Annotated in this window: 16 protein-coding genes, 1 other RNA gene and 3 pseudogenes; 7 read left to right on the top strand and 13 right to left on the bottom strand. The window is 63.9% G+C overall.

Features of this window, described 5'->3' with window-relative positions; all coding sequences use genetic code 11:
- Window position 1: 1 nt before the first annotated feature.
- From WJW29_RS06965 to cmk, 5 genes are all read right to left on the bottom strand, one after another.
- Window positions 2-307 (bottom strand): LapA family protein, encoded by a 306-nt coding sequence (locus WJW29_RS06965; protein WP_011258880.1) that lies wholly within the window; start codon window positions 305-307, stop codon window positions 2-4.
- Between the two features lie 63 nt (window positions 308-370).
- Entirely contained in the window at window positions 371-3,991 is a 3,621-nt protein-coding gene (gene avrBs3, locus WJW29_RS06960; RefSeq protein ID WP_205412097.1) for a type III secretion system effector avirulence protein AvrBs3, read from the bottom strand.
- 4 nt (window positions 3,992-3,995) lie between these two features.
- The gene (locus tag WJW29_RS06955) at window positions 3,996-4,307 is read right to left on the bottom strand and encodes an integration host factor subunit beta (protein ID WP_011408447.1); all 312 of its coding nucleotides are present in this window, start codon (window positions 4,305-4,307) and stop codon (window positions 3,996-3,998) included.
- An 88-nt stretch (window positions 4,308-4,395) separates the two neighbouring features.
- Complete coding sequence (rpsA, locus tag WJW29_RS06950) at window positions 4,396-6,081, bottom strand: 30S ribosomal protein S1 (RefSeq protein WP_011258878.1); 1,686 nt, start codon at window positions 6,079-6,081, stop codon at window positions 4,396-4,398.
- A gap of 183 nt (window positions 6,082-6,264) precedes the next feature.
- Entirely contained in the window at window positions 6,265-6,948 is a 684-nt protein-coding gene (gene cmk, locus WJW29_RS06945) for a (d)CMP kinase (protein ID WP_011258877.1), read from the bottom strand.
- Window positions 6,949-7,120: 172 nt separating this feature from the next.
- Here cmk and ykgO point away from each other — a divergent pair, with 172 nt between their 5' ends.
- The 7 genes from ykgO (at window position 7,121) to WJW29_RS06910 (ending at window position 12,036) form a co-directional block, all read left to right on the top strand.
- Window positions 7,121-7,246 carry a type B 50S ribosomal protein L36 gene (ykgO, locus tag WJW29_RS06940; RefSeq protein ID WP_005913193.1) on the top strand — a complete coding sequence of 42 codons (126 nt, stop codon included), beginning with the start codon at window positions 7,121-7,123 and terminating at the stop codon, window positions 7,244-7,246.
- A 266-nt stretch (window positions 7,247-7,512) separates the two neighbouring features.
- Window positions 7,513-7,854, top strand: a complete 342-nt coding sequence (locus WJW29_RS06935) for a hypothetical protein (protein ID WP_011258876.1) — start codon at window positions 7,513-7,515, stop codon at window positions 7,852-7,854.
- A 236-nt stretch (window positions 7,855-8,090) separates the two neighbouring features.
- On the top strand, window positions 8,091-9,125 hold the full coding sequence (locus WJW29_RS06930) for an agmatine deiminase family protein (RefSeq protein ID WP_011408446.1): 1,035 nt from the start codon (window positions 8,091-8,093) through the stop codon (window positions 9,123-9,125).
- A 61-nt stretch (window positions 9,126-9,186) separates the two neighbouring features.
- Window positions 9,187-9,263: non-coding RNA, sX9 sRNA (locus tag WJW29_RS06925), on the top strand.
- A gap of 131 nt (window positions 9,264-9,394) precedes the next feature.
- Window positions 9,395-10,279 carry a carbon-nitrogen hydrolase gene (locus WJW29_RS06920; RefSeq protein ID WP_011408445.1) on the top strand — a complete coding sequence of 295 codons (885 nt, stop codon included), beginning with the start codon at window positions 9,395-9,397 and terminating at the stop codon, window positions 10,277-10,279.
- Between the two features lie 4 nt (window positions 10,280-10,283).
- Window positions 10,284-10,823 carry a GNAT family N-acetyltransferase gene (locus tag WJW29_RS06915; RefSeq protein WP_011258873.1) on the top strand — a complete coding sequence of 180 codons (540 nt, stop codon included), beginning with the start codon at window positions 10,284-10,286 and terminating at the stop codon, window positions 10,821-10,823.
- The gene (locus WJW29_RS06910; RefSeq protein WP_011408444.1) at window positions 10,816-12,036 is read left to right on the top strand and encodes a TraB/GumN family protein; all 1,221 of its coding nucleotides are present in this window, start codon (window positions 10,816-10,818) and stop codon (window positions 12,034-12,036) included. The genes WJW29_RS06915 and WJW29_RS06910 overlap by 8 nt, the downstream gene beginning before the upstream one ends.
- A 20-nt stretch (window positions 12,037-12,056) precedes the next feature.
- Here WJW29_RS06910 and WJW29_RS06905 read toward each other — a convergent pair.
- From WJW29_RS06905 to WJW29_RS06870, 8 genes and pseudogenes are all read right to left on the bottom strand, one after another.
- A pseudogene (locus WJW29_RS06905) lies at window positions 12,057-12,362 on the bottom strand (endonuclease/exonuclease/phosphatase family protein); the annotation flags it as partial.
- Between the two features lie 137 nt (window positions 12,363-12,499).
- Complete coding sequence (locus tag WJW29_RS06900; RefSeq protein ID WP_012445001.1) at window positions 12,500-15,634, bottom strand: discoidin domain-containing protein; 3,135 nt, start codon at window positions 15,632-15,634, stop codon at window positions 12,500-12,502.
- Between the two features lie 26 nt (window positions 15,635-15,660).
- The gene (locus tag WJW29_RS06895; protein WP_011258870.1) at window positions 15,661-16,497 is read right to left on the bottom strand and encodes a carbohydrate ABC transporter permease; all 837 of its coding nucleotides are present in this window, start codon (window positions 16,495-16,497) and stop codon (window positions 15,661-15,663) included.
- Entirely contained in the window at window positions 16,494-17,378 is an 885-nt protein-coding gene (locus WJW29_RS06890; RefSeq protein WP_011258869.1) for a sugar ABC transporter permease, read from the bottom strand. The genes WJW29_RS06895 and WJW29_RS06890 overlap by 4 nt, the downstream gene beginning before the upstream one ends.
- Window positions 17,375-18,745 carry a sugar ABC transporter substrate-binding protein gene (locus WJW29_RS06885; protein WP_011258868.1) on the bottom strand — a complete coding sequence of 457 codons (1,371 nt, stop codon included), beginning with the start codon at window positions 18,743-18,745 and terminating at the stop codon, window positions 17,375-17,377. Before WJW29_RS06885 ends, WJW29_RS06890 begins: the two co-directional genes overlap by 4 nt.
- Window positions 18,746-18,748: 3 nt before the next feature.
- Window positions 18,749-20,368, bottom strand: a complete 1,620-nt coding sequence (locus WJW29_RS06880) for a glucoamylase family protein (RefSeq protein ID WP_011258867.1) — start codon at window positions 20,366-20,368, stop codon at window positions 18,749-18,751.
- A 102-nt stretch (window positions 20,369-20,470) separates the two neighbouring features.
- A pseudogene (locus WJW29_RS06875) lies at window positions 20,471-21,265 on the bottom strand (hypothetical protein); the annotation flags it as partial.
- 1 nt (window position 21,266) lies between these two features.
- Window positions 21,267-21,469 (bottom strand): annotated as a pseudogene (locus WJW29_RS06870) (IS30 family transposase); the annotation flags it as partial.

Genomic DNA, 21,469 nt, shown 5'->3' with positions numbered 1-21,469 from the left:
CTTACAGTCCATCGATGGGGCGCGGCTCGACGGCGGCAGGCGTGACAAGCCTGGCGTCGGCGCGACTGACCGCAACAGCCTTGTTGGCCTGGCGCAGTCTGGAATAGAGGGGAATGACCACACTGACCAGCACGATGCCGGCACCGATCAACACACCGACCAGCAGCGCGACGATGATCGCGACACCTGAGCTGGTATGCACACTGGAGAACAGGAAATCGAGCGTAATGTCCTGAGAATTGACCGCACCGATGATCAGACCGACCAGCAGGAAGGCCAACATCACCAGCAAGCGAAGCACCTTCATGGCGAGACTCCGTCGGGAGGCGAGCTAGCTTAACCGAGACGACATAAACACAGCGCCAGAACGTCAGATCGTCCCTCCAACTGAGCCTGACTGAGGCAATAGCTCCATCAACCATGCGAGCTCCTCTTCGTTGAATGCCGGGAAATCATCCGCTGCCCCTGCGAAGGGGGCCGCATCTTGTTCCCACATCACGGTGCTGGACGCTGCCAGGTCGGCAGCGATGGGCGTACCAGGATCCGGGAGGCCGCCCCCGATCCTGGTACGCGGGCGTTTTACCCTCCAGCTGAGGGGCAAATGCAGCGCATCGCGCTGTTCGGGAACGCGCACCTCGAAAGATTGCTGTGCGGAGGGGCCGGTGACAGCACGATCCGATCGGGACCGTTTACGGCTGCTTGCCCGCGTCTGATCTCCCTCGTGCATTGGGCTGGGCGCATCAAGGTCACGCTCCAGCGAATCGGCGAATGCATGCAAAGACGCCTGATCCGGTGTTTGAGCTGAAGTAGGGGACGGTTTGGCCCTTTTCATCCCTGATGCCTGGAGGATACGGTCCCAACGCTGCGAGGCTGGGGGGAGCGTTCCGCAGCGGGCTTCGAGTTCGGTGACGCCCACTCTGCGAAAGAGCTGTACCAACCCGTTCCTGCTCATCCCGAACTGCGTCATGGCCTCATCAAATGCGTACGCTGGGTGGGAGTGGCACTGGAAAAACTCCAGCACGCGAACCACTTGCGCGTAGTCGGCAACGCGATGGGACGTGCGTTCGCCAATACGGCTATTGACTCTTCTGATCAATTCCGGCGCGTGCGGCAATCCCTTTTTCACTGCATCCATGGCAGGACGTCCGCCGAGGCAGGCCAAGGCGACGAGGTGGTCGTTGGTCAACGCGGCCAACGCCGGATCAGGGCGAGATAACTGGGCAACAATGCTCTCCAGCGCCTGCTTGCCGCCGCCATTGCTGGCGATGGCCACCACCTGGTCCGGGGTCAGGCCATGGTCCTGGCACAGCACCGGCAACAGCCGCTGCACCGTCTCCAGCGCCTGCTTGCCGCCATCATGGCTGGCGATGGCCACGACCTGGTCCGGGCTCAGGCCATGGTCCTGGCACAGCACCGGCAACAGCCGCTGCACCGTCTCCAGCGCCTGCTTGCCGCCGCCATTGCTGGCGATGGCCACCACCTGGTCCGGGGTCAGGCCATGGTCCTGGCACAGCACCGGCAACAGCCGCTGCACCGTCTCCAGCGCCTGCTTGCCGCCAATATTGCTGGCGATGGCCACGACCTGGTCCGGGCTCAGGCCATGGTCCTGGCACAGCACCGGCAACAGCCGCTGCACCGTCTCCAGCGCCTGCTTGCCGCCGTTATTGTTGGCGATGGCCACCACCTGGGCCGGGGTCAGGCCATGGTCCTGGCACAGCACCGGCAACAGCCGCTGCACCGTCTCCAGCGCCTGCTTGCCGCCATCGTGGCTGGCGATGGCCACCACCTGGTCCGGGGTCAGGCCATGGTCCTGGCACAGCACCGGCAACAGCCGCTGCACCGTCTCCAGCGCCTGCTTGCCGCCAATATTGCTGGCGATGGCCACCACCTGGTCCTGGGTCAGGCCATGGTCCTGGCACAGCACCGGCAACAGCCGCTGCACCGTCTCCAGCGCCTGCTTGCCGCCGTTATTGTTGGCGATGGCCACCACCTGGTCCGGGGTCAGGCCATGGTCCTGGCACAGTACCGGCAACAGCCGCTGCACCGTCTCCAGCGCCTGCTTGCCGCCATCGTGGCTGGCGATGGCCACGACCTGGTCCGGGGTCAGGCCATGGTCCTGGCACAGCACCGGCAACAGCCGCCGCACCGTCTCCAGCGCCTGCTTGCCGCCGTTATTGTTGGCGATGGCCACCACCTGGGCCGGGGTCAGACCATGGTCCTGGCACAGCACCGGCAACAGCCGCTGCACCGTCTCCAGCGCCTGCTTGCCGCCACTATTGCTGGCGATGGCCACCACCTGGTCCGGGGTCAGGCCATGGTCCTGGCACAGCACCGGCAACAGCCGCTGCACCGTCTCCAGCGCCTGCTTGCCGCCGTTATTGTTGGCGATGGCCACCACCTTGTCCGGGGTCAGGCCATGGGCCTGGCACAGCACTGGCAACAGCCGCTGCACCGTCTCCAGCGCCTGCTTGCCGCCACTATTGCTGGCGATGGCCACCACCTTGTCCGGGGTCAGGCCATGGCCCTGGCACAGCACCGGCAACAGCCGCTGCACCGTCTCCAGCGCCTGCTTGCCGCCATCGTGGCTGGCGATGGCCACCACCTGGTCCGGGGTCAGGCCATGGTCCTGGCACAGCACCGGCAACAGCCGTTGCACCGTCTCCAGCGCCTGCTTGCCGCCGTTATTGTTGGCGATGGCCACCACCTGGTCCGGGGTCAGGCCATGGTCCTGGCACAGCACCGGCAACAGCCGCTGCACCGTCTCCAGCGCCTGCTTGCCGCCAATATTGCTGGCGATGGCCACCACCTGGTCCGGGGTCAGGCCATGGTCCTGGCACAGCACCGGCAACAGCCGTTGCACCGTCTCCAGCGCCTGCTTGCCGCCAATATTGCTGGCGATGGCCACCACCTGGTCCGGGGTCAGGCCATGGTCCTGGCACAGCACCGGCAACAGCCGCTGCACCGTCTCCAGCGCCTGCTTGCCGCCGCCATGGCTGGCGATGGCCACGACCTGGTCCGGGGTCAGGCCATGGGCCTGGCACAGCACCGGCAACAGCCGCTGCACCGTCTCCAGCGCCTGGTTGCCGCCAATATTGCTGGCGATGGCCACCACTTGGTCCGGGGTCAGGTTCAGGGGGGCACCCGTCAGTGCATTGCGCCATGCATGCACTGCCTCCACTGCGGTCACGCCGCCACGTTTTGCAATCTTGAGAAGTTGGCCTGTGTCCAACTGTAACGGCGGACCTCTCAACTCCCCCGCCTCCGTGAGCAAGGCCTCCAGGGCGCGTGCGCCGGACCACTGTTTGCCGACGCCAACGATGTCTTCGTGTGTCGCCTCTGGCAACGCCCTGATTATGTCCTGATACGTGACAGCAACGGTCCCTAACGCTGCCGGGTGTTGGCTGAGCGCAACGATGTGCGCGTGTGTAAACCCATGGCCCACCAGTGCCTCGTGGTGCTGCGCCACTGTCGAACGCACCTTCGGTTTGATCTTCTCTTGCTGCTGCTGACTGTAGCCGAGCGTGCGTAGATCCACCTGCGCGGCCGGCGAAGCGTCGGAGGGTTGCGCCGCACGCCGTCGCGGGGCCGGCTTGGCGCGCGGCGGCCGCGCGGCAGTGACAGCGACACGCACGGTGGGTGGCGGGTCATCGGCTGCACGCAGACCCGATTGCACCTCATCGCACTCTGCTGGGGCAGCCGCTGTATGCGGCGTGCCGACGGCAGGCATCGAATCAAGAAGCGATGTATCAAGAAGCGACGGATCGAACTGACGGAGCAGATCGCTGAAGCTGCCCGCCGAGAACGCAGGCGAGGGCGCAGGGGGAGATGGCAGCCGGGTCCGGGACATCGTCCGCCGAGCGGGCAAGCCATCCAGGGGGCCGCCAGCAGGCGGAGCCCCCCCCCGATCTGCAGTCGGCTGAACCCTATCCGGTTGGGGTCCGGGCAGAAGCTCGCGGGCAGGACTTGGCGTGCGCGAACGAATGGGATCCATGACTTCAGTCCGTCGTATCGGACATATCGACAGGCACCACGGAGCTGACGCGCTCACGCAATTCCTTGCCCGGCTTGAAGTGGGGAACATGCTTGCCCGGCAATGCGACCGATTCGCCGGTCTTGGGATTACGCCCTAGACGTGGCGGACGGTAATGCAGCGAAAAACTGCCGAACCCGCGAATTTCGATCCGATCACCATCGGAGAGCGCCTGCCCCATCATTTCTAGCAGCGACTTGACTGCCAGATCTACGTCGTCCGACTTCAGATGCGCTTGGCGTCGCGCCAGGATTTCAATCAATTCGGACTTGGTCATGGGAAGACTTGCTTTTTTCGACTGACACATCGGAATCGGCCCGGGCAAGCCCGGGCCGATCCATCACGCGCTTGCGAGCGCTACGCGCTTACTCGGACTTGTTGCTGTTCAACTGTGCACGCAGCAGCGCGCCCAGCTGAGTCATGCCGCCTGACGCGGAAGCAGACTGGTAGTCCTCCAGCGTTTCGCGCATTTCGGCATCGTCCTTGGCCTTGATCGACAGCTGCAGGGTACGGCCCTTGCGGTCCATGCCCACGAACTTGGCTTCGATCTTGTCGCCGACCTTCAGGTGCTGGGTCGCATCGTCGACGCGCTCGTTGGCGATGTCGCGTGAAGCGACGTAGCCTTCGATGCCATCGGCCAGGTCGATCGTGGCGCCCTTGGCATCCACCTCACGCACCACGCCTTCGACTTTCGAACCCTTCGGGTTGGACGCCATGTACTGACCGAACGGGTCCTGCTCCAGCTGCTTGACGCCCAGGCTGATGCGCTCACGTTCCGGGTCCACTGCCAGCACGACGGCTTCCAGCGTGTCGCCCTTCTTGTAGTTGCGCACGACATCTTCACCGGTGGTGTTCCAGCTGATGTCGGACAGGTGCACCAGACCGTCGATGCCGCCGTCCAGACCGATGAAGATGCCGAAGTCGGTGATCGACTTGATCTGACCGGACACCTTGTCGTTCTTCTTGTGGGTCGCAGCGAAGGTTTCCCACGGATTGGCGGCAACCTGCTTCATGCCCAGCGAGATGCGGCGACGCTCTTCATCGACGTCCAGCACCATCACTTCGACTTCGTCACCCACCTGCACAACCTTGGACGGGTTGACGTTCTTGTTGGTCCAATCCATCTCGGAGACGTGCACCAGACCTTCGACGCCCGGCTCGATCTCGACGAATGCGCCGTAATCGGTGACGTTGGAAACCTTGCCGAACACGCGGCTGTTGGCCGGGTAACGACGGGCGATGTTGTCCCACGGATCTTCGCCCAGCTGCTTCAGGCCGAGGCTGACGCGGTTACGCTCGCGATCGAACTTCAGCACGCGCACGTCCAGCTCGTCGCCGACGTTGACGACTTCGGACGGATGGCGCACGCGCTTCCAGGCCATGTCGGTGATGTGCAGCAGGCCGTCGATACCGCCCAGGTCCACGAATGCGCCGTAGTCGGTCAGGTTCTTGACGACACCCTTCAGGATCGCGCCTTCCTGCAGCTTGTCCATCAGCTGCTCGCGCTCTTCCGAGTGCTCGCTTTCGACCACTGCACGACGCGAAACCACCACGTTATTGCGCTTGCGGTCCAGCTTGATCAGCTTGAACTCGAGTTCCTTGCCTTCCAGGTAGGCCGGGTCGCGCACCGGGCGCACATCCACCAGCGAACCAGGCAGGAACGCGCGGACATCCTTGATGTCCACGGTGAAACCACCCTTGACCTTGCCGCTGATGCGGCCGGTGATGGTTTCGTTATTTTCCAACGCATCTTCCAGCTCGTCCCACACCATTGCGCGCTTGGCTTTCTCGCGCGACAGCACGGTCTCACCGAAACCGTTCTCGATGGAATCGAGGGCGACCTTGACCTGGTCGCCGACGCCGACATCGATCTCGCCAGCGTCGTTACGGAACTGCTCGATCGGCACGATGCCTTCGGACTTCAGGCCAGCGTTGATCACCACCACGTCGCCGCGCACTTCCACGACGGTACCGGTGACGATGGAGCCCGGCTTCAGCTTCGCCAGATTGGCTTGACTGGCTTCGAACAGTTCTGCAAAAGATTCTGTCATTTGAATTCACTCAGTTGAACACACGGGCTCCGATCGTCGGGGTGCGACAGATACGAACCGCCCAGCCTGTTGGTCGACTCCGGACAGCGAGTCGGTTTAGGAGTAGTAGAACCGTCGCGCAGGATGCGCGACGGAGCTTTGGAACGCCTTACGGTCGGCGGGACAAGCCCGCTTGCGGAACACTTACGACGGCGTGCGGTCTGCGAGCAACCCGACCACACGCTGGACGACATCCTCGACCCCGATTCCGCTGGTATCGATCAGCACGGCGTCTTTGGCCGACCGTAATGGCGCCACCACCCGTTGCGCATCACGGGCATCACGGGCCATGATCTCGCGCAGCAGGTCGGCAAAGGTAACCGAAACACCCTTTTCCATCAACTGTTTATGGCGACGGCCCGCACGTTCTTCGGCACTGGCGGTCAGAAAGACCTTGAAGGCGGCATCCGGGAAGATCACCGTCCCCATGTCGCGCCCGTCGGCAACCAGCCCGGGCGCCCGCCTGAATGCGCGTTGGCGCTCTTTCAGGGCGCTGCGCACCTCGGGAATGGCGGCAATCGCTGAGGCCAGCGCGCCGGTAGTTTCCAAGCGCAGCTCACTGGTCACATCTGCGCCATTGACCAGCACTCGCAGCCCTGCCTCCCCCGCATCGTCGAATTCCACCTTGGTGTCGAAGGTGCAGCGCACCAGTGCTGCCGGGTCGGAGACATCCAGGTCGGCCCAGCTCGCCGCAACACCGACAGCGCGATACAGTGCGCCCGAATCGAGGTAGTGCCAGCCAAGCCGGGCGGCCACGATCCGGCTCACGGTGCCCTTGCCGGCACCGGAGGGGCCATCGATGGTGAGGACGGGCGACAGGTCGGTCATTCAGGTTTCCGGGGTATCATCAGGCGGTAGTGTAGCGCCGCTCAACGCGATCGCGCTGCAACCACTTGAAAGCACGACAAAAAGCCGGTTAGAATTGCCGGCTTCATTCAGGGTGCACCCTTGATCGCGGGCACTCTTCCATCGAATCCAACCGTTTACGTCGAGGTGTGCCATGAAAGTCCTGTCCTCCCTGAAGTCTGCGAAGACCCGTCACCGCGACTGCAAGGTGGTCCGCCGCCGCGGTAAGGTCTTCGTGATCTGCAAGTCGAACCCGCGTTTCAAGGCGCGTCAGCGCTAACCCTTTGCGGCGCGTGCAAGATCCGAGAAAGCCGCCTCCGGGCGGTTTTTTCTTGGCCGCTGCTGCACGCCGGTTGGTGCTCCATGCGTCTGCCGCCCGCCGGCCCAGCCACGGCATAGCCGTCTCTACGCCGTGGCGCGTCGTCCCGGGTAGCGCGGTGCCACCAGGCCAGCCGCATCACCGCAGCGCCTACCGTGCCGCAGCGCCTACCGTGGTTTTTTGCTGTAATCACCATCTGAAATCTTGTCCACTGGGGAGTAGATGACATGCGCAACCGTTTGTTTGTGATGCCGCCGATCGTGCTGACAATCGCACTGATGGGGATCAGTGCCGTTGCTTCGGCCGATACGCTGCTGGTCGATCGTGCACAGCAGAAGCCTGCCGCTGCCCTGCCCTTGCGCGGCGAAAGCATGAGCCAGGTCGAAGGCCGCTACGGCGCGCCGCAGGAAAAGCTCGACCCGCGCGGTGGGCAGAAGCGCCAGTGGCCAACCATCAATCGCTGGGTGTATCCCGCCTTCACCGTGTACTTCGAGAAGAGCAAGGTGATCGACGTGGTAGCCAATAAGGCCGATGCCAACGAGATTGGGCCGAAGCCGCCGATTCGGTAAAGCGTCGATGACAGCGCGGATGGAGGTGCTGGCGCCTGTCTGCTGCCCCTCCAGCCGTCACGGTGGCATCGCACTGTGTGCTGCGCACGTCAGCAGCCGGACGGGCGTTGCTGCGATTCTGTAACAAGGCCAGGCGCACCGATGCGCGCCTGGATCGCAAGAGCCCGCATTCGCCTGTGGGATATCGATGAACGTGCGGGCGATGGCCCGCACACCAAGATGAGCATTTGCCTGGCATGACCGACCGTCTTCGTTTTCCCGCCGAGTGGGAACCTCAATCCGCCGTGTTGCTCGCGTGGCCGCATGCCGGTACCGATTGGGCCGAGCGCCTGGCCGATGTGGAAGAGACCTATATCGCACTGGTCACGGCGATCGCCCGCTTCGAGCCAGTGGTGATCTGCGTGGCCGACGACGACCTGCAGATCTACGCCGAGGCGCGATTGCGCTCGGCGCGGGTGGACATGACGCGCGTGCGTTTCGTGATCGCCGCATACAACGACACCTGGCTGCGCGATTCCGGCCCGATCACGCTGCGCCAGGGCACCGGCTTCCGCTTGATGGATTTCCGCTTCACCGGCTGGGGCGGCAAGTTCGACGCCAGCCTGGACGATCAGTTGGTGAGCTCGCTGGATGCCGCGCAGGTGTTCGTGCCGGCGCAGGTAGGGACCATCGACTTCGCCCTGGAAGGCGGTGCGATCGAGACCGATGGTGCCGGCACATTGCTGACCACCTGGAAGTGCCTGCATGAGCGTCACCCGCAGCGCACGCGCGAATCGCTGAGCAGCGATCTGGCGACATGGCTGGCACAGGAGCGCGTGCTGTGGCTGGATCACGGCTACCTGGAAGGCGACGATACCGATGCGCATATCGATACGCTGGCGCGCTTTGCCGGCCCGGATGCGATCGTCTATCAAGGCTGCGATGCAGCCGACGATTCGCACTACACCGAGCTGCAGGCCATGGGCGCCGAACTGGCTGCGCTGCGCACCGCCGACGGGCAGCCGTATCGTCTGTTCGTGCTGCCGTGGGCAGACCCCATCCTGGACGAGGGTCGTCGGCTGGTGGCGTCGTATGCCAATTTCCTGATCGTCAACGGCGCGGTGCTGATGCCGGCCTACGGCGATCCGGCTGATGCGACCGCGCAGGCGGTGCTGGCGCAGGCATTCCCGCAACACGAGATCGTGCCGGTGCCGTGCCGCGCGCTGATCTGGCAGAACGGCAGCCTGCATTGCCTGACCATGCAATTGCCGGCCGGCCTGCTCGCCGGCTGAGAGCGGCTAACAAAACGACTGCGCTCACCGCCAGGCGGGCCCGGTCAGTGTTCGGAACGGCATGTACCACTCATACACCGCGGCTCTGAGCGCGCTGTCCACGCCCACCTGACGACTACTCGCTACGTTTTGTTAGCCGCTCCAGGAGCAGATCTAAATCGTGCCTGCGTCGCGGCCGCACACGCCGCGCGTGGTTTCCTGTTCCAGCCGCCAGCCGGTGTTATGCCATGGCGCGCTACCTTAGGGCGCTACTTATGTTGGATGCTGCCATGACCCGTCATCTCCTTTCCGTCGCGCTGATCCAGGAGCGCAACCACGGCGACGCCGAGGCCAATCTGGCCGTCATCGCGTCGCGTGTGGCCGAGGCCGCCGCGCAGGGCGCCAAGCTGGTGCTGCTGCAGGAACTGCATAACGGTGCGTATTTCTGCCAGCACGAGTCGGTGGATGAATTCGACCTGGCCGAACCGATTCCCGGACCAAGTACGGAGCGCCTGGGCGCGCTGGCCAAGCAGCACGGCGTGGTACTGGTCGCCTCGCTGTTCGAACGTCGCGCGGCCGGGCTGTATCACAACACGGCGGTGGTGTTCGAAAAAGACGGCCGCCTGCTCGACAAGTACCGCAAGATGCATATCCCCGACGACCCGGGCTTCTACGAGAAGTTCTACTTCACCCCGGGCGATCTGGGCTTCACCCCGATCGATACCTCGGTCGGTCGCCTGGGCGTGCTGGTGTGCTGGGATCAGTGGTACCCCGAAGCGGCACGTTTGATGGCGCTGGCCGGTGCGGAACTGCTGCTCTATCCCACCGCAATCGGCTGGGATCCGGACGACCAGCAGCCCGAGCAGGAGCGCCAGCGCGATGCCTGGGTGCTCAGCCATCGCGGCCATGCGGTGGCCAACGGTGTGCCGGTACTGTCGTGCAACCGTGTCGGCCATGAGCCCTCGCCGCTGGGCGCGTCGGGCATCCAGTTCTGGGGCAACAGCCACGTGCTGGGGCCGCAGGGCGAGTTCATTGCCGAAGCCGGCCAGGACCCCACCGTGTTGATCTGCGATGTGGACCTGCAACGCAGCGAGCACGTGCGCCGCATCTGGCCGTTCCTGCGCGACCGCCGCATCGATGCGTATGGCGATCTGCTCAAGCGCTACATTGACTGACCACATGCCCCTCGAGCTGCGTGCAGTCCGCGCTGCGGACATCCCGGCGATCACCGCGATCTATGCGGAGCAGATCGCCGGGGTCAACACCTACGAATACAGCGCACCATCGCTCGATGAGATGCGCGCGCGGGTCAGTGCGATCGTGGATGCAGGCTACTCCTATCTGGTTGCCGAGCTCGATGGTGTGGTCGCAGGCTATGCTTACGCCAGCGCATTTCGCGCGCGCGCAGGCTATCGTTGGACGGTGGAAAACTCGATCTACTTAGCCACCGCGATGCAGGGCCGTGGCATCGGCAAATCCTTGCTCGGCGAGCTGATCGCGGTGTGCGAGCAGCGCGGGTTCCTGCAGATGATTGCGGTGATTGGCGATGCCGACAATCTGGCCTCGCGGCAATTGCATGAACGTTTTGGATTTCGCACGGTCGGACTATTCACCGGAATCGGCCGCAAACACGGTCGCTGGTTGGACGGCGTGCAGATGCAACGCGCGATCGGCTCCGGCGACACCGCCCCTCCTTCTGATGCCCCCCCCTATGACTGAGCAGACCACCCACGTTCTGGACGATGCGCTGTCCGGCCAGCCGCACCGCATCGTCGAACGCGATGGCGTGCGATATACCTTGCTCGGCACCGCGCATGTGTCGCTGGCCAGCGTGGCCGCCGTGCAACGCGCGATCGGCAGCGGGCGCTACGACGCGGTGGCGGTGGAACTGGATGCGCAGCGCCTGCAGGCGCTCAGCGACCCGGACGCCCTCGCCCGCCTGGATCTGGTGCAGGTGATCCGCAAAGGCCGTGTGGCCTTGTTCGCGGCGAATTTGGCGCTTGCCGCGTACCAACGCCGCTTGGCCAAGCAACTCGACATCGATCCGGGTGCAGAACTGAAAGAGGCGGTGAACCTGGCACGTGCGCAGGGCTTGCCGGTGCATCTGATCGATCGCGAGGTTGGCCTGACCTTCAAGCGTGCGTCCGGGCGCCTGGGATTCTTCGGCAAGATGAAACTGGCCGGCGGATTGCTCGGCGGCCTGTTCGCTGCCGATGAAGTGGGCGAAGAGGAAATCGAAAAGCTCAAGCAAGGCGACATGCTGGAAGCGAGCTTCGGCGATTTCGCCAGCGAAAGTCCGGAGCTCTACGAGACGGTGATTGCCGAGCGCGATCAGTACATGGCCACGCGTCTGCGCGAAGAAGTCGGCGCAGATCAGCGCGAGATCCTGGCAGTGGTCGGCGCCGGGCATCTGGCCGGTCTTGCGCGCCATCTGGAACAGGACACCGCCGCGCCCGGCCCGCTGCGCGAATCGCTGGAGTACGTGCAGCAACGCAAGCGTATCCCGTGGATCACGCTGGGCATCCTGGCGGTCATCATCACCGGCATCGGCATCGGGTTCTGGCGCGGTGGCCTGAGCATGGGCGCCGATCTGTTGCTGCAGTGGGCGATGTACACCGGCGGCATGGCTGCATTGGGCTGCTTGCTGGCCGGCAGCCACCCGTTAAGCATTCTCACCGCTGCCGTCGTGGCGCCGTTCAAGCCGTTCCGCCTGAGCGTGCCAACAGGTGCATTTGCGGCACTGGTCGAAGTGCACATGCGCAAGCCGGCCTATGGCGATTTCCTATCGCTGCGCGACGATGCGCAGACGCTGCGTGGCTGGTACCGCAATCGCGTCTCACGCGTGGTGCTGACATTTCTGCTGACCAATTTCGGCAGCATGGCCGGTGTATGGCTGGCCGGCGTGCAGATCTTCAACCGCCTGCACGGTTGAGCAAAGTGGCGCTGAATCCGCAACGCATTGCCGTCACGTTTGGGCGCGCCGACCGGATCGACCGAGGCGAAGGTGCAGTCATCGCCGAGCTTGCGCGCCAGCCAGGCCGCCTGATTTTCCAGGCTGCCGCGGCGTTCGATGACCTCCTGCAGCCCAATCACATCCGGCGCCAGTCGCTTGAGCTCTTTGGCGATGTAAGCGCGTCGTCCCGGCCAGTCTTCGCGGTGGTGGTGCAGATAGAGCGTGAACAGGGTCATCTCGCGCGCCGCTGCGTTGGGTAACTACGCGGCAGCTGGCGCGGGCCGATCGGTCTTGCCGCGCTGCACAGCTTGCGCAGGATTGACGCCCTGAGTCAGCTGCCCGGCCTGCACGCCAGTGGAGCACGGCAGCAGCGCGAGCGACGCGACCGGCCATCCCGCACGTCACCGTGCTGGCGCTGCCCGGGTCAGCCGCCGCGGCTGACTCATTGCGTGGCGCGCTCAGCCCGCCGCACCGCGCTGGGCACATCGATTTGCACGTTGGCGGGCAGTTGCTGGATGCGCAGTTCGCCGTTCTGCCACTCGGCCGACTCGCCGTTGACCGTGGCCTTGCCCGGTGTGCCTTGATATGGCCACGGCAGCACCACGCCGCCCGGCGGCAGGATCAGCCCGGGCTGCAGCTGCAGCACCAATTGCTTGTCGGTGCGCTGCAAGGTGTAGTTGAGGCGCCCGTATGGTGTACGCAGTTCGGCAATGCCAATGCCCTTGCCTTCGAACCACCGCGTCGGCGTGCCGGCAGCGATGACCAGGCTGGCATCGGATTCGCGGCCGTAGGCGAACATGTCCAGTACCGAGCGCACGAAGTCCGAGGCGACCCAGGCATGCGGCAGGTCGCCGACGAAAAACGGCGTACGCGGCGTGCGCGAGACCACTTCGGCCCACTGGTTCCAGGGTTGCGGCGCACGATCATTGAAGAAGAACGCGGTGGCGTCCCAGGCGCGGTCGCGCCAACCCAGGCGCACGAATGCGGCCACGTTGCGCCACTCGTAGGGCGTGTAGTCCTTCCAGTCGCGCTTGCCATCGCGGCGGTCGGAGAACTCTTTCCAATAGCGCTCGAAGGTCTTGGTCAGCAGATCCTGCGGCAGACGTTGCTGCTCGCCGCCTGGCGTCAAGGCAATCGTGGTCGAGGTCGCATCGAAGTCGCCTAGTTCTGCCGAACCCGGCAGGAAATCCAGGGTGTGCTGCCGCACGGTCGCACCCAGCGAGGCAATCAGGTCACCACGGAATTCATCGCGTGCGGCGCTGAACCGTGCGACGGCGTCGGGCTTGTCCAGCGCGCCGGCCAGCATCACCGCGTCCTTATAACCGCGCAGCGCCCAGAAGTTGTCCCAGTACGAATGCACCGGCTTGGCCGAATAGCCTTCGTGGCTGATCGACACCGGCATCATTCCGTAGAAGGCCGGGTTACGCATGAAGTTGTCTTCGGTGCGTTCGCTGAGGCGCAGCTTGTCCATGTAGTCGTAGGCACCGCTGACATGCGGCCACATCTGTTCCAGGAATGCCTTGTCACCGGTGTAGCGGTAGTACTCGGCGATGTTGTAGATCAGCTCACCGTGACTGTCGTTCTCCGGCACCGGGTCGCTGCCGCGGTCGTCCACACAGCACGGCACCATGCCATCGGCAAATTGATATGGCGCGAACCAATCCACGTAGTCGCGCACCACGTCTTCGCGGCCAAGCCGCAGCAAGCCTTCGGAAATCATTGCGCCGTCGCGGATCCAGCTACGCGAATACGAGCGCGTGCCCGGCTGCAAGCGCGGGCCGATGCGTGAAATCAGCATGTGCGCCAGCGCCGTGCGCAAGGTGTCGACCACCGGCTTGCCCTCGGCGGGCACGCTGATGCGCACGCGATCAAGTTTGCCGCGCCATTGCTGGGCGACCTGCTGCTGCGCTTTGTCGGCATCGAAGCCAGCCGGCAGCTGCGCGACACCGGTTTGCGGAATGACCAGCGCCACCTCACGGCGTTGTCCGGGCTCCAGCTTCCAGCGATACAGCAACACCCCCGAGGCCAGGCCGGTTTCGTCCTTGACCTGGGTGACCGTCGGCGGCGTGGCCGCAGTGAGATGGCTGACATCCATGCCGCTGTCGAAAGCACTGGCGAAGCCGGCATCCGGTCGCTGTGCAGCGAACACCCGCGGCTTGCCATTGACGCTGACCTGGCCGCCATCTACGGCGAGTTGGTCGATCCGGCTGACGCCCCCCAGGGTGTTGAGGAACTGCGCCGGCGGATTGACCTGGAACGGGCGCACGGCCAGCGCCAGGGTGAAATCGCGCGCCTCCTTGCCGGTGTTGTGCAGTTGGTAACGCGCGACCAGTTGCGCCTGATCGGGGGTGCCCTGCACGAACGCGGTGACGCGCAGATTCATCAGGTCGTGGTGCCAATCGACACTGGGAATCGGCAGATAGTCGTCCTGCAGGCTCTGCTCGCTGCTGACATCGGACCAGTGCAGCACCTTGCCGCCGGTGACCACGAACGGCTCGATGCTGAAACCGCCCTTGCCCACCTCCACCGCACCGTCTTCGCCGATCAAGCCCTGTTCGGTACCACCGTCCAGACCCAGGATGGTCCAGTACGGCTGCTCGCCGGAGAAGCCGCGCGGATAACTGCCACGCGGCAGTTGTGCAGCCAGCGACTTGATGAAGTCATTCGGCGTTGCGGCGAATGCCAGCGGCTGCAACTGCACTTCCTTGATGCCGTAGCGCCAGTTGGGGCCGTCCTTGAGATCGAAACGCAGATAGCGCGCTTCGGTATCGGGGAGCGCCAGCCAATCGGTGCCGCCGGCGCCGGCAGTCACGGTGCGCAGATCGCGCCAGCTACGTCCGTCGCTGGAAGAGCGCACCACGTATTGCGAAGCCTGCAGACCCGGCACCCACTGCACGATGGCGCCGCCGAATTCGCGCACCTTGCCCAGATCCAACGTGACCGTCTGCTGCTTGACCGCGCCGCTGAGCCAGAACGTGTCCGGCTTGCCGTCGGCCAGGCGCTGTTCCAGCGCAGGCGCGGTGTCGGTAATGGCCTTGGCCTGCAGCGGCGAGGTGTCTTCCGGCGGCAGCGGCGTGAGCGTCAGGCGGTCCAAGCACACTGTGCCCTTACCGCCGACCTTGTTGTAGATGGTGAATTCCACATCTGCGCTGCGGCGCAGTTGCTTGTCCTGGCCCGGTCCCCAGGCTTTTTCGATATTGCGCTTGCGGTCGCTGACCGTGGTCCAGTTCTTTGGGAAGGCAAAACCCGGCCGGTTGACCCACCACACGTTATCGCCGCTGGCATCGATCAGCTTGAGCTGCAGATCGTTGGACGGCGAGTCGCCGCGCAACACAAGACCAAGCCGGTAATTGTCCGGGTACTCGATGGGCAATTTGCGGCGGATGCCGACATAGCCGGACACGCCGTTGAAGTTGTAATCCAGACACAGCGCATGCCCGCCGGAGGGAGTGGCCACCGGGCGCAGCGAACCGCTGACCTGATTGGACACCACCAGGCGCCAGGCGCCGATGTCGTTGAAGCCGTCGAGCACGCGCTCCTGCGCCTGCGCCGCGCCCGCGGCGGCAATGGCGGTCATGGCAAACAGTCGCAGGAACAGGTGCCTCACCCCTTCACACTCCCCAGCAGAAGACCTTGGATGTAGTAACGCTGCAGCGCCAGGAACAATAGCAGCACCGGAATCACCGTCACCACGGCACCGGCCATCATCAATTCCACGTCCATGATGTGCTCGCGCGACAGCGCCGCCAGCGCCACCGGCAAGGTGTATTGCTCCTGGTCGGTCAGCACGATCAGCGGCCACATGAAATCGTTCCACGAGCCCATGAAGGTGAAGATGGTCAAGGTCACCAGCACCGGCTTGAGCATCGGCAACACGATCTGGAAAAAGATCCGCATCTCGCTGGCGCCATCGACACGCGCGGCTTCGATCAATTCATCGGGAATGCTGCGCGCGTACTGACGCACCAGGAAGATGCCGAACACCGTGGCCAACGCCGGCACAACCACCCCGCCGATGTTGTTGACCAGGTGCAACTGCTTCATCAGCAGGAACAGCGGCAGCATCGCCACCTGCGCCGGAATCACCAATGCCGCCATCAGGATCTTGAAGATGCGCTCGCGGCCGACGAACTGCAGCTTGGCGAACGCATAACCGGCCATGGTGTTGACCAGCAACGACCCGAGCGTGATCAGCCCGGAGACCAACAGGCTGTTGGCGAAGTTGCGCGCCATGCCGGTGCGTGCAAACAGCTCGTGGTAGTTGGCCAGAGTGAATGCCGATGGCAGCATCGGTGGCGGAAACCGGCTGGCCTCGCCGGTGGGCATGAACGACACCGACAGCATCCACAGCAACGGCGCCAGGCTGATCACCGCCAGCACCAGCAGGCCGCCGTTGATAAGCACGGCATTCCAGCGCGATTGGCCAACATCACGGCTCATATCAGGTCCTTCTTGCGGCCAAAGCGCAGCATCACGGTTGTCACCGCCAGGATAATCAGGAACAACAGGAACGCCACCGCCGACGCGCGGCCGAGGTTCCACCACTTGAAGCCTTCTTCGAACATGAAATACAGCACGCTGACGGTGCTTTGCAGCGGGTCGCCGCGGGTCATCACGTAGGGTTCGGCAAACAGCTGGAAATAGCCGGAAATGGTGATGACCCCGACCACCATCAGCACCGGGCCGAGCATCGGCAAGGTGATGTGCAGGAACTGCTTCCAACGCGAAGCGCCGTCGATGCGCGCGGCCTCGTACAAATCCTGCGGGATCGCCTGCAGGCCGGCCAGGAAGATCACCATGTTGTAGCCGAAGTTCTTCCACACCGCGAACAGCATGATGGTGGGCATCGCCCAGCGCGGGTCGCCCAGCCAGTCGATCGGGGCGATGCCCAGGTGGCTCAGGCCGAAGTTGACCAGGCCGTATTTGATATGGAACAGGTAGCGCCAGATCACCGCCACCGCCACCAGGGTGGTGACCACCGGTGCGAACAAGGCAGTGCGGAACAACGCCTTGAAACGCGAGGCCTTGGCGTTGAGCAGCAGGGCCGCACCGAGCGACACGCCGATCGACATCGGCACGCCCAGCAGCACGAAGTAGGTGGTGTTCCACAGCGACTTCCAGAACAGCGGCGTCTGCAGCAGGTCGATGTAGTTGCCCAGGCCGACGAAACGCAGATGGCTGCTGTCGGCGAGCGCATACAGGTCGAAGTCGGTGACGCTGAGCACCAGCGCGGCGAACACCGGCACGCCGAAGAACATGCCCAGCACCAGGATCGACGGCGCGGCGAACACCCAGCCGGCAACGGAATTACGCTTCATCATCGTGCGACTCCCTGGTGCGCTGCGGCAGCTGGCGCGGTGGTGTCCGCAGCAGCCGGCGTTACAGCCTGCGTAGCCGTCTCACCGGCCGGGCCCACATGCCCACCCTCCTGCGCGAAGATCCAGCGGCGCTTGGCCAGGATCTCGTCCACGCGTTTATCCAGTTCCTGCACGGCGGCTTCGTGCGATTGGCCACCACGTACCACACGCTCGGTCACCAGACGCATTTCCTGCACGATGCGCTCCCACTCCAGCACCTTGGGCGTGGCCTTGACCCGCTCCAGCTGGTCGCCGAAGGCATGCGCCAATTCGTCGTTGGCCAGCGAAGGCAACTTCCAGGGACTGCGACGCGGCGGCAGGTCGCCGATGATGGCGTGGAAACGCGCCTGCACCTGCGGCTGCGACAGGTATTCGATCAGCTTCCAGCTGGCCTGCTTGTGTTGCGAGGACTTGAAGATCACCAGGCTGGAGCCGCCGGCAATGCCGGCACCCAGGCCATTGGGGCCCGGCAACGGCGCGGTGCCCCACTGGCCTTCCATGCCCTGTGGCTGGCGCAGCTTGAATTCGCGCACGTTCCACGGCCCGGACAGATAGAACGCGTAATAGCCGTTGAAGAATTCGTACCAGACGTTGGACACCTGGGTCTCGGAGACCTTCGGTGCCCAGCCTTTTTGATACATGTTGTCGTAGAAGCCCAGCGCCTTGCGGAAGCCGGCACCACGGAAGTTGCCGTAGTTGTCGTGGTCGCGCAGCAGGCGGTCGTCCTGCTGCAGCGCGAACGACAGTTGCTGCTCGAATTCGTTGAGCGGCATCAGGATGGCGAAGCGGTCGGGGCCGACCTTGCGCTTGATCGCCGCCATCACCTGCTCCATCTCGGCCCAGGTCTTGGGCATTTCGCGGTAGCCGGCCTCGCGTAGCAGATCCTTGCGATAGAACAGCAGGCGCGTGTCCACATACCACGGCACGCCGTACAACGTGCCATCGACCAAATTGGTGTCCCACACGCCGGGGAAATAATCGGCTGGGTCGACGATCCTGGAGCGCGCCACGTAGGGCTGCATCGGCTCCAGCGTGTCCAGCAGCGCGAACTCCGGCAACCAGGTGTTACCGAGTTGGCACACATCCGGCAGGCCATCGGCGGCGAAGGCGGTGAGCAGTTTTTCGTGCGCCGCGGTCATCGGGATGTTCTGCACATCCACGTGGATCGTGGGGTTGTGCTTTTCGAAGTCGGCCACCAGCTCGGCGACCACTTCGGCCTCCTTGCCCATCGCCCAGAAACGCACCGTGGTCTTGCCCGGATCGGCGCGTTCGCATCCCGCCACACCTGCGCACAGGGCGGCGGCCAATATCAACAGTTTCAAAAGGCGCACGGATTACTCGGGTTTTTGGCGTTGCGTGGGGTCTTGCTGGACCTGGGCGGCGGCGGCACGCGACTCGGCCATGCCCAGCGCGCGCGCGGCCGCCTTCTGCTCGTCCTTCTGCGGCGCCGGCTGCGGCTCGCCTTCCGGGGTGAGCCAGCCGCCGGTGAAGCCGGCGCGTTCCAGACCGGCGCGGATGTAAGGGTTCTTCTTCATGACGTTCCAGACGAATTCGTTCTGGTAGTTGGCGATCATCGCCAGGATCGGGCCCTGGTCGATGGCGATGTAGTCGCTGGCTACCCAGCCACGATCCGGCACCATGCGCCCGGTCTTGAGCGGGATGTCGTAGTTGAAGCTGGGGTTGAACGAATCCAGGAAGCCGTAGCTGGAATACAGGAAGTCGCCATAGCGCTTGTGCATTTCCTCGGTGGCCGAGATCACCACTTCCGGGGCGAACACGATCGAGGAGATGGCCGCCGACGGCACGATGGTGCCGTCGTCGAAATTCTCGCGCAGGCCGGCGCCGCGTGAGGAGTAATGGCGGAACTGGCGCTGCTCGCCCCGGTATTGCTGGCTGGTGTTCTGCGGGCCGTCGCTGGCGGTGAGGCCCCAGACGTTTTCGCTGTAGTCCTTCCATTTCATTGGGTTGTCGATGGCGTAATCGCGCTGGGCCAACGTGGCGCGGCGGCTATTGAGGAAGTAGTCGATGCCGCGTTCGCGCATGTATTGGTCCTGGATATCGCGGAAGTCGATCCAGACATGACTGTACTGGTGGCCGAACAACGGGCCGAACGAGAGGTATTCCTGGCCCTGATACACGCCCCAGTCGTTGTTGTAGGTGCGGGTCCAGCTGGTCCAAGCGTCCGGGTCGACGCCATGCGTCGGCGAGCCCAGCGCGAGGATATACAGCATCATCGCCTCGTTGTAGCCCATCCAATCGTGGTTGATGAAGCCGCTTTCGGGGAACCAGCCCATCGAGATCAGCGGCGCGCGCGGTTGCAGCCAGCGCCAGTCCACGCGCTTGTAAAGCGTGTCGGCGATCTGGCGTATCTCTTTTTCGCGCGGGTCCTCACCGTCGTAATACGACTGGGTGAACAGCACGCCCATCATCAGCAGTGCGGTGTCCACGCTCGACAGTTCAACCCAACTGTCGTAGCGGTTGCCCTGCTGCATGTCCAGAAAATGGTAGTAGAAGCCTTTGTAGCCGGCCCGACCGGTCTTCTGCGGCCCCATCGGCGCATCGCGGAAGAATTTCAGCGTGGTCAGGGTGCGGTCGATCGCCTGATTGCGACTGATCCATCCGTTTTCAATGCCGATCGGATACGCGGTGAGCGCAAATCCCACCGACGCAATGCTGGCGAATGGCCGCGACGGAAACCGATCCGGCGCCAGTCCATTGAGTTCGTTGGCGGTGTCCCAGAAAAACTGGAACGTGCGGCGTTCGATGTCCGAAAACAGCGGCGGCAGCGGCGGCTTGACCGGCTTGGGCGGCAGTTGCGCCTCGACCAGGATGACTTTTACCGGCGCCTTCTTTTCGGCCACCTTGGGTTCCTCGGCTTGCTTGCACGAGGCCAGCACCAACGCGCCCAGCAAGAGTGGAATCGTCAACCATCGCGACGTGTTGCCCCTGTCCATCCGCCCCCCACTCGTGTAATCGATTACATCTCGCACGCAAACCTACCCTATCCAGGCACCGAGTTCGACCGCCCTGACATGCAGCCAGGGCGGTCGAGCACATCACCAGTTCAGGCCGAAGGCCAAACGGAAGGTGCGCATCGGCGACGCCAGCACACCGGTCGGAGTACCGTAAGCCGTGTTCAAGTCCTGCAATGTTCCGGTATCGCCATTGAAGGTGGCGTAATTCACCCAGTTGAACACGTTGAGGATATCCGCACGCACATTGAATTTGACACCGCCGCCGGTGTCCCATTCCTTATTCGCGGCAATACTGAATTCCTTGTCGCCCAGCGTGCCATCCGGCTTGAACTGGATGATCTCGCACTGGTCGTTGCCGGCAAGGCAATTCTGGCCGTAGCGCGCGGTCTGGCTGGCCAGCGACAGCTTGCCGGACAAGGTGATCTCATACGGCAGCTCGTAGATGCCGGTGACCACCAGGCGATTGTTCGGAATGCCGCCAGCCTCACGCCAGCCGTAGTCCTGGATGCGTTCGCGGTCCAGTGCGTAGTGCTCGCCGAACTGGCGGTTTTCCTTCGCATCGGAATAGGTGTAGGCCACGGTCAGACCCCAGCCAGATGCTTCGTCGAAGGGCTTTTCCACCTGCAACGCGAGCTGGGTGTTGCCGGTCTCTACACCGTTGGTGCCCAGCACGATGGCGCTATAGCCGTTCGGGCCGTCGGTCGGCGCCCCGGAGATGGTGCCCGGCTGGAAGAACGCCCCATCCGGCAGGCGGTTACCACGCACGAACGCAAAACCGTCATGGCTCTCGATGCGGCTCAGGGTCACGTCGGTAGACCAGTCCTGGCCCCACAACGGCACCATGTTGCGCATGCCGATGCTGAATTGGTCGGCGAATTCAACTCTGATTCGCAACGCTGTTGAGGACCTCCTCGGAGAAGACTTCGAGGGGCGTTTTGAATCCAAGTATCTTGCGCGGACGATTGTAGAGCCGCTGCTCGATCCATCGCAGGTGCGCATTGGTGATGGTGCTGAAATCGGTCTGTCGTGGCAAGTATTGGCGTGTCAACCCGTTGGCATTCTCGTTGCTGCCGCGCTGCC

The organism is Xanthomonas sp. JL1 (genome assembly GCF_038405005.1).
This window is presented reverse-complemented; position numbering and strand designations above follow the sequence as displayed.

Excerpts from the sequence above, each read along its gene's own strand:
- WJW29_RS06965 (WP_011258880.1), bottom strand. The coding sequence starts at position 307 with ATGAAGGTGCTTCGCTTGCTGGTGATGTTGGCCTTCCTGCTGGTCGGT.
- avrBs3 (WP_205412097.1), bottom strand. The coding sequence starts at position 3,991 with ATGGATCCCATTCGTTCGCGCACGCCAAGTCCTGCCCGCGAGCTTCTG.
- WJW29_RS06955 (WP_011408447.1), bottom strand. The coding sequence starts at position 4,307 with ATGACCAAGTCCGAATTGATTGAAATCCTGGCGCGACGCCAAGCGCAT.
- rpsA (WP_011258878.1), bottom strand. The coding sequence starts at position 6,081 with ATGACAGAATCTTTTGCAGAACTGTTCGAAGCCAGTCAAGCCAATCTG.
- cmk (WP_011258877.1), bottom strand. The coding sequence starts at position 6,948 with ATGACCGACCTGTCGCCCGTCCTCACCATCGATGGCCCCTCCGGTGCC.
- ykgO (WP_005913193.1), top strand. The coding sequence starts at position 7,121 with ATGAAAGTCCTGTCCTCCCTGAAGTCTGCGAAGACCCGTCACCGCGAC.
- WJW29_RS06935 (WP_011258876.1), top strand. The coding sequence starts at position 7,513 with ATGCGCAACCGTTTGTTTGTGATGCCGCCGATCGTGCTGACAATCGCA.
- WJW29_RS06930 (WP_011408446.1), top strand. The coding sequence starts at position 8,091 with ATGACCGACCGTCTTCGTTTTCCCGCCGAGTGGGAACCTCAATCCGCC.
- WJW29_RS06920 (WP_011408445.1), top strand. The coding sequence starts at position 9,395 with ATGACCCGTCATCTCCTTTCCGTCGCGCTGATCCAGGAGCGCAACCAC.
- WJW29_RS06915 (WP_011258873.1), top strand. The coding sequence starts at position 10,284 with ATGCCCCTCGAGCTGCGTGCAGTCCGCGCTGCGGACATCCCGGCGATC.
- WJW29_RS06910 (WP_011408444.1), top strand. The coding sequence starts at position 10,816 with ATGACTGAGCAGACCACCCACGTTCTGGACGATGCGCTGTCCGGCCAG.
- WJW29_RS06900 (WP_012445001.1), bottom strand. The coding sequence starts at position 15,634 with ATGACCGCCATTGCCGCCGCGGGCGCGGCGCAGGCGCAGGAGCGCGTG.
- WJW29_RS06895 (WP_011258870.1), bottom strand. The coding sequence starts at position 16,497 with ATGAGCCGTGATGTTGGCCAATCGCGCTGGAATGCCGTGCTTATCAAC.
- WJW29_RS06890 (WP_011258869.1), bottom strand. The coding sequence starts at position 17,378 with ATGATGAAGCGTAATTCCGTTGCCGGCTGGGTGTTCGCCGCGCCGTCG.
- WJW29_RS06880 (WP_011258867.1), bottom strand. The coding sequence starts at position 20,368 with ATGGACAGGGGCAACACGTCGCGATGGTTGACGATTCCACTCTTGCTG.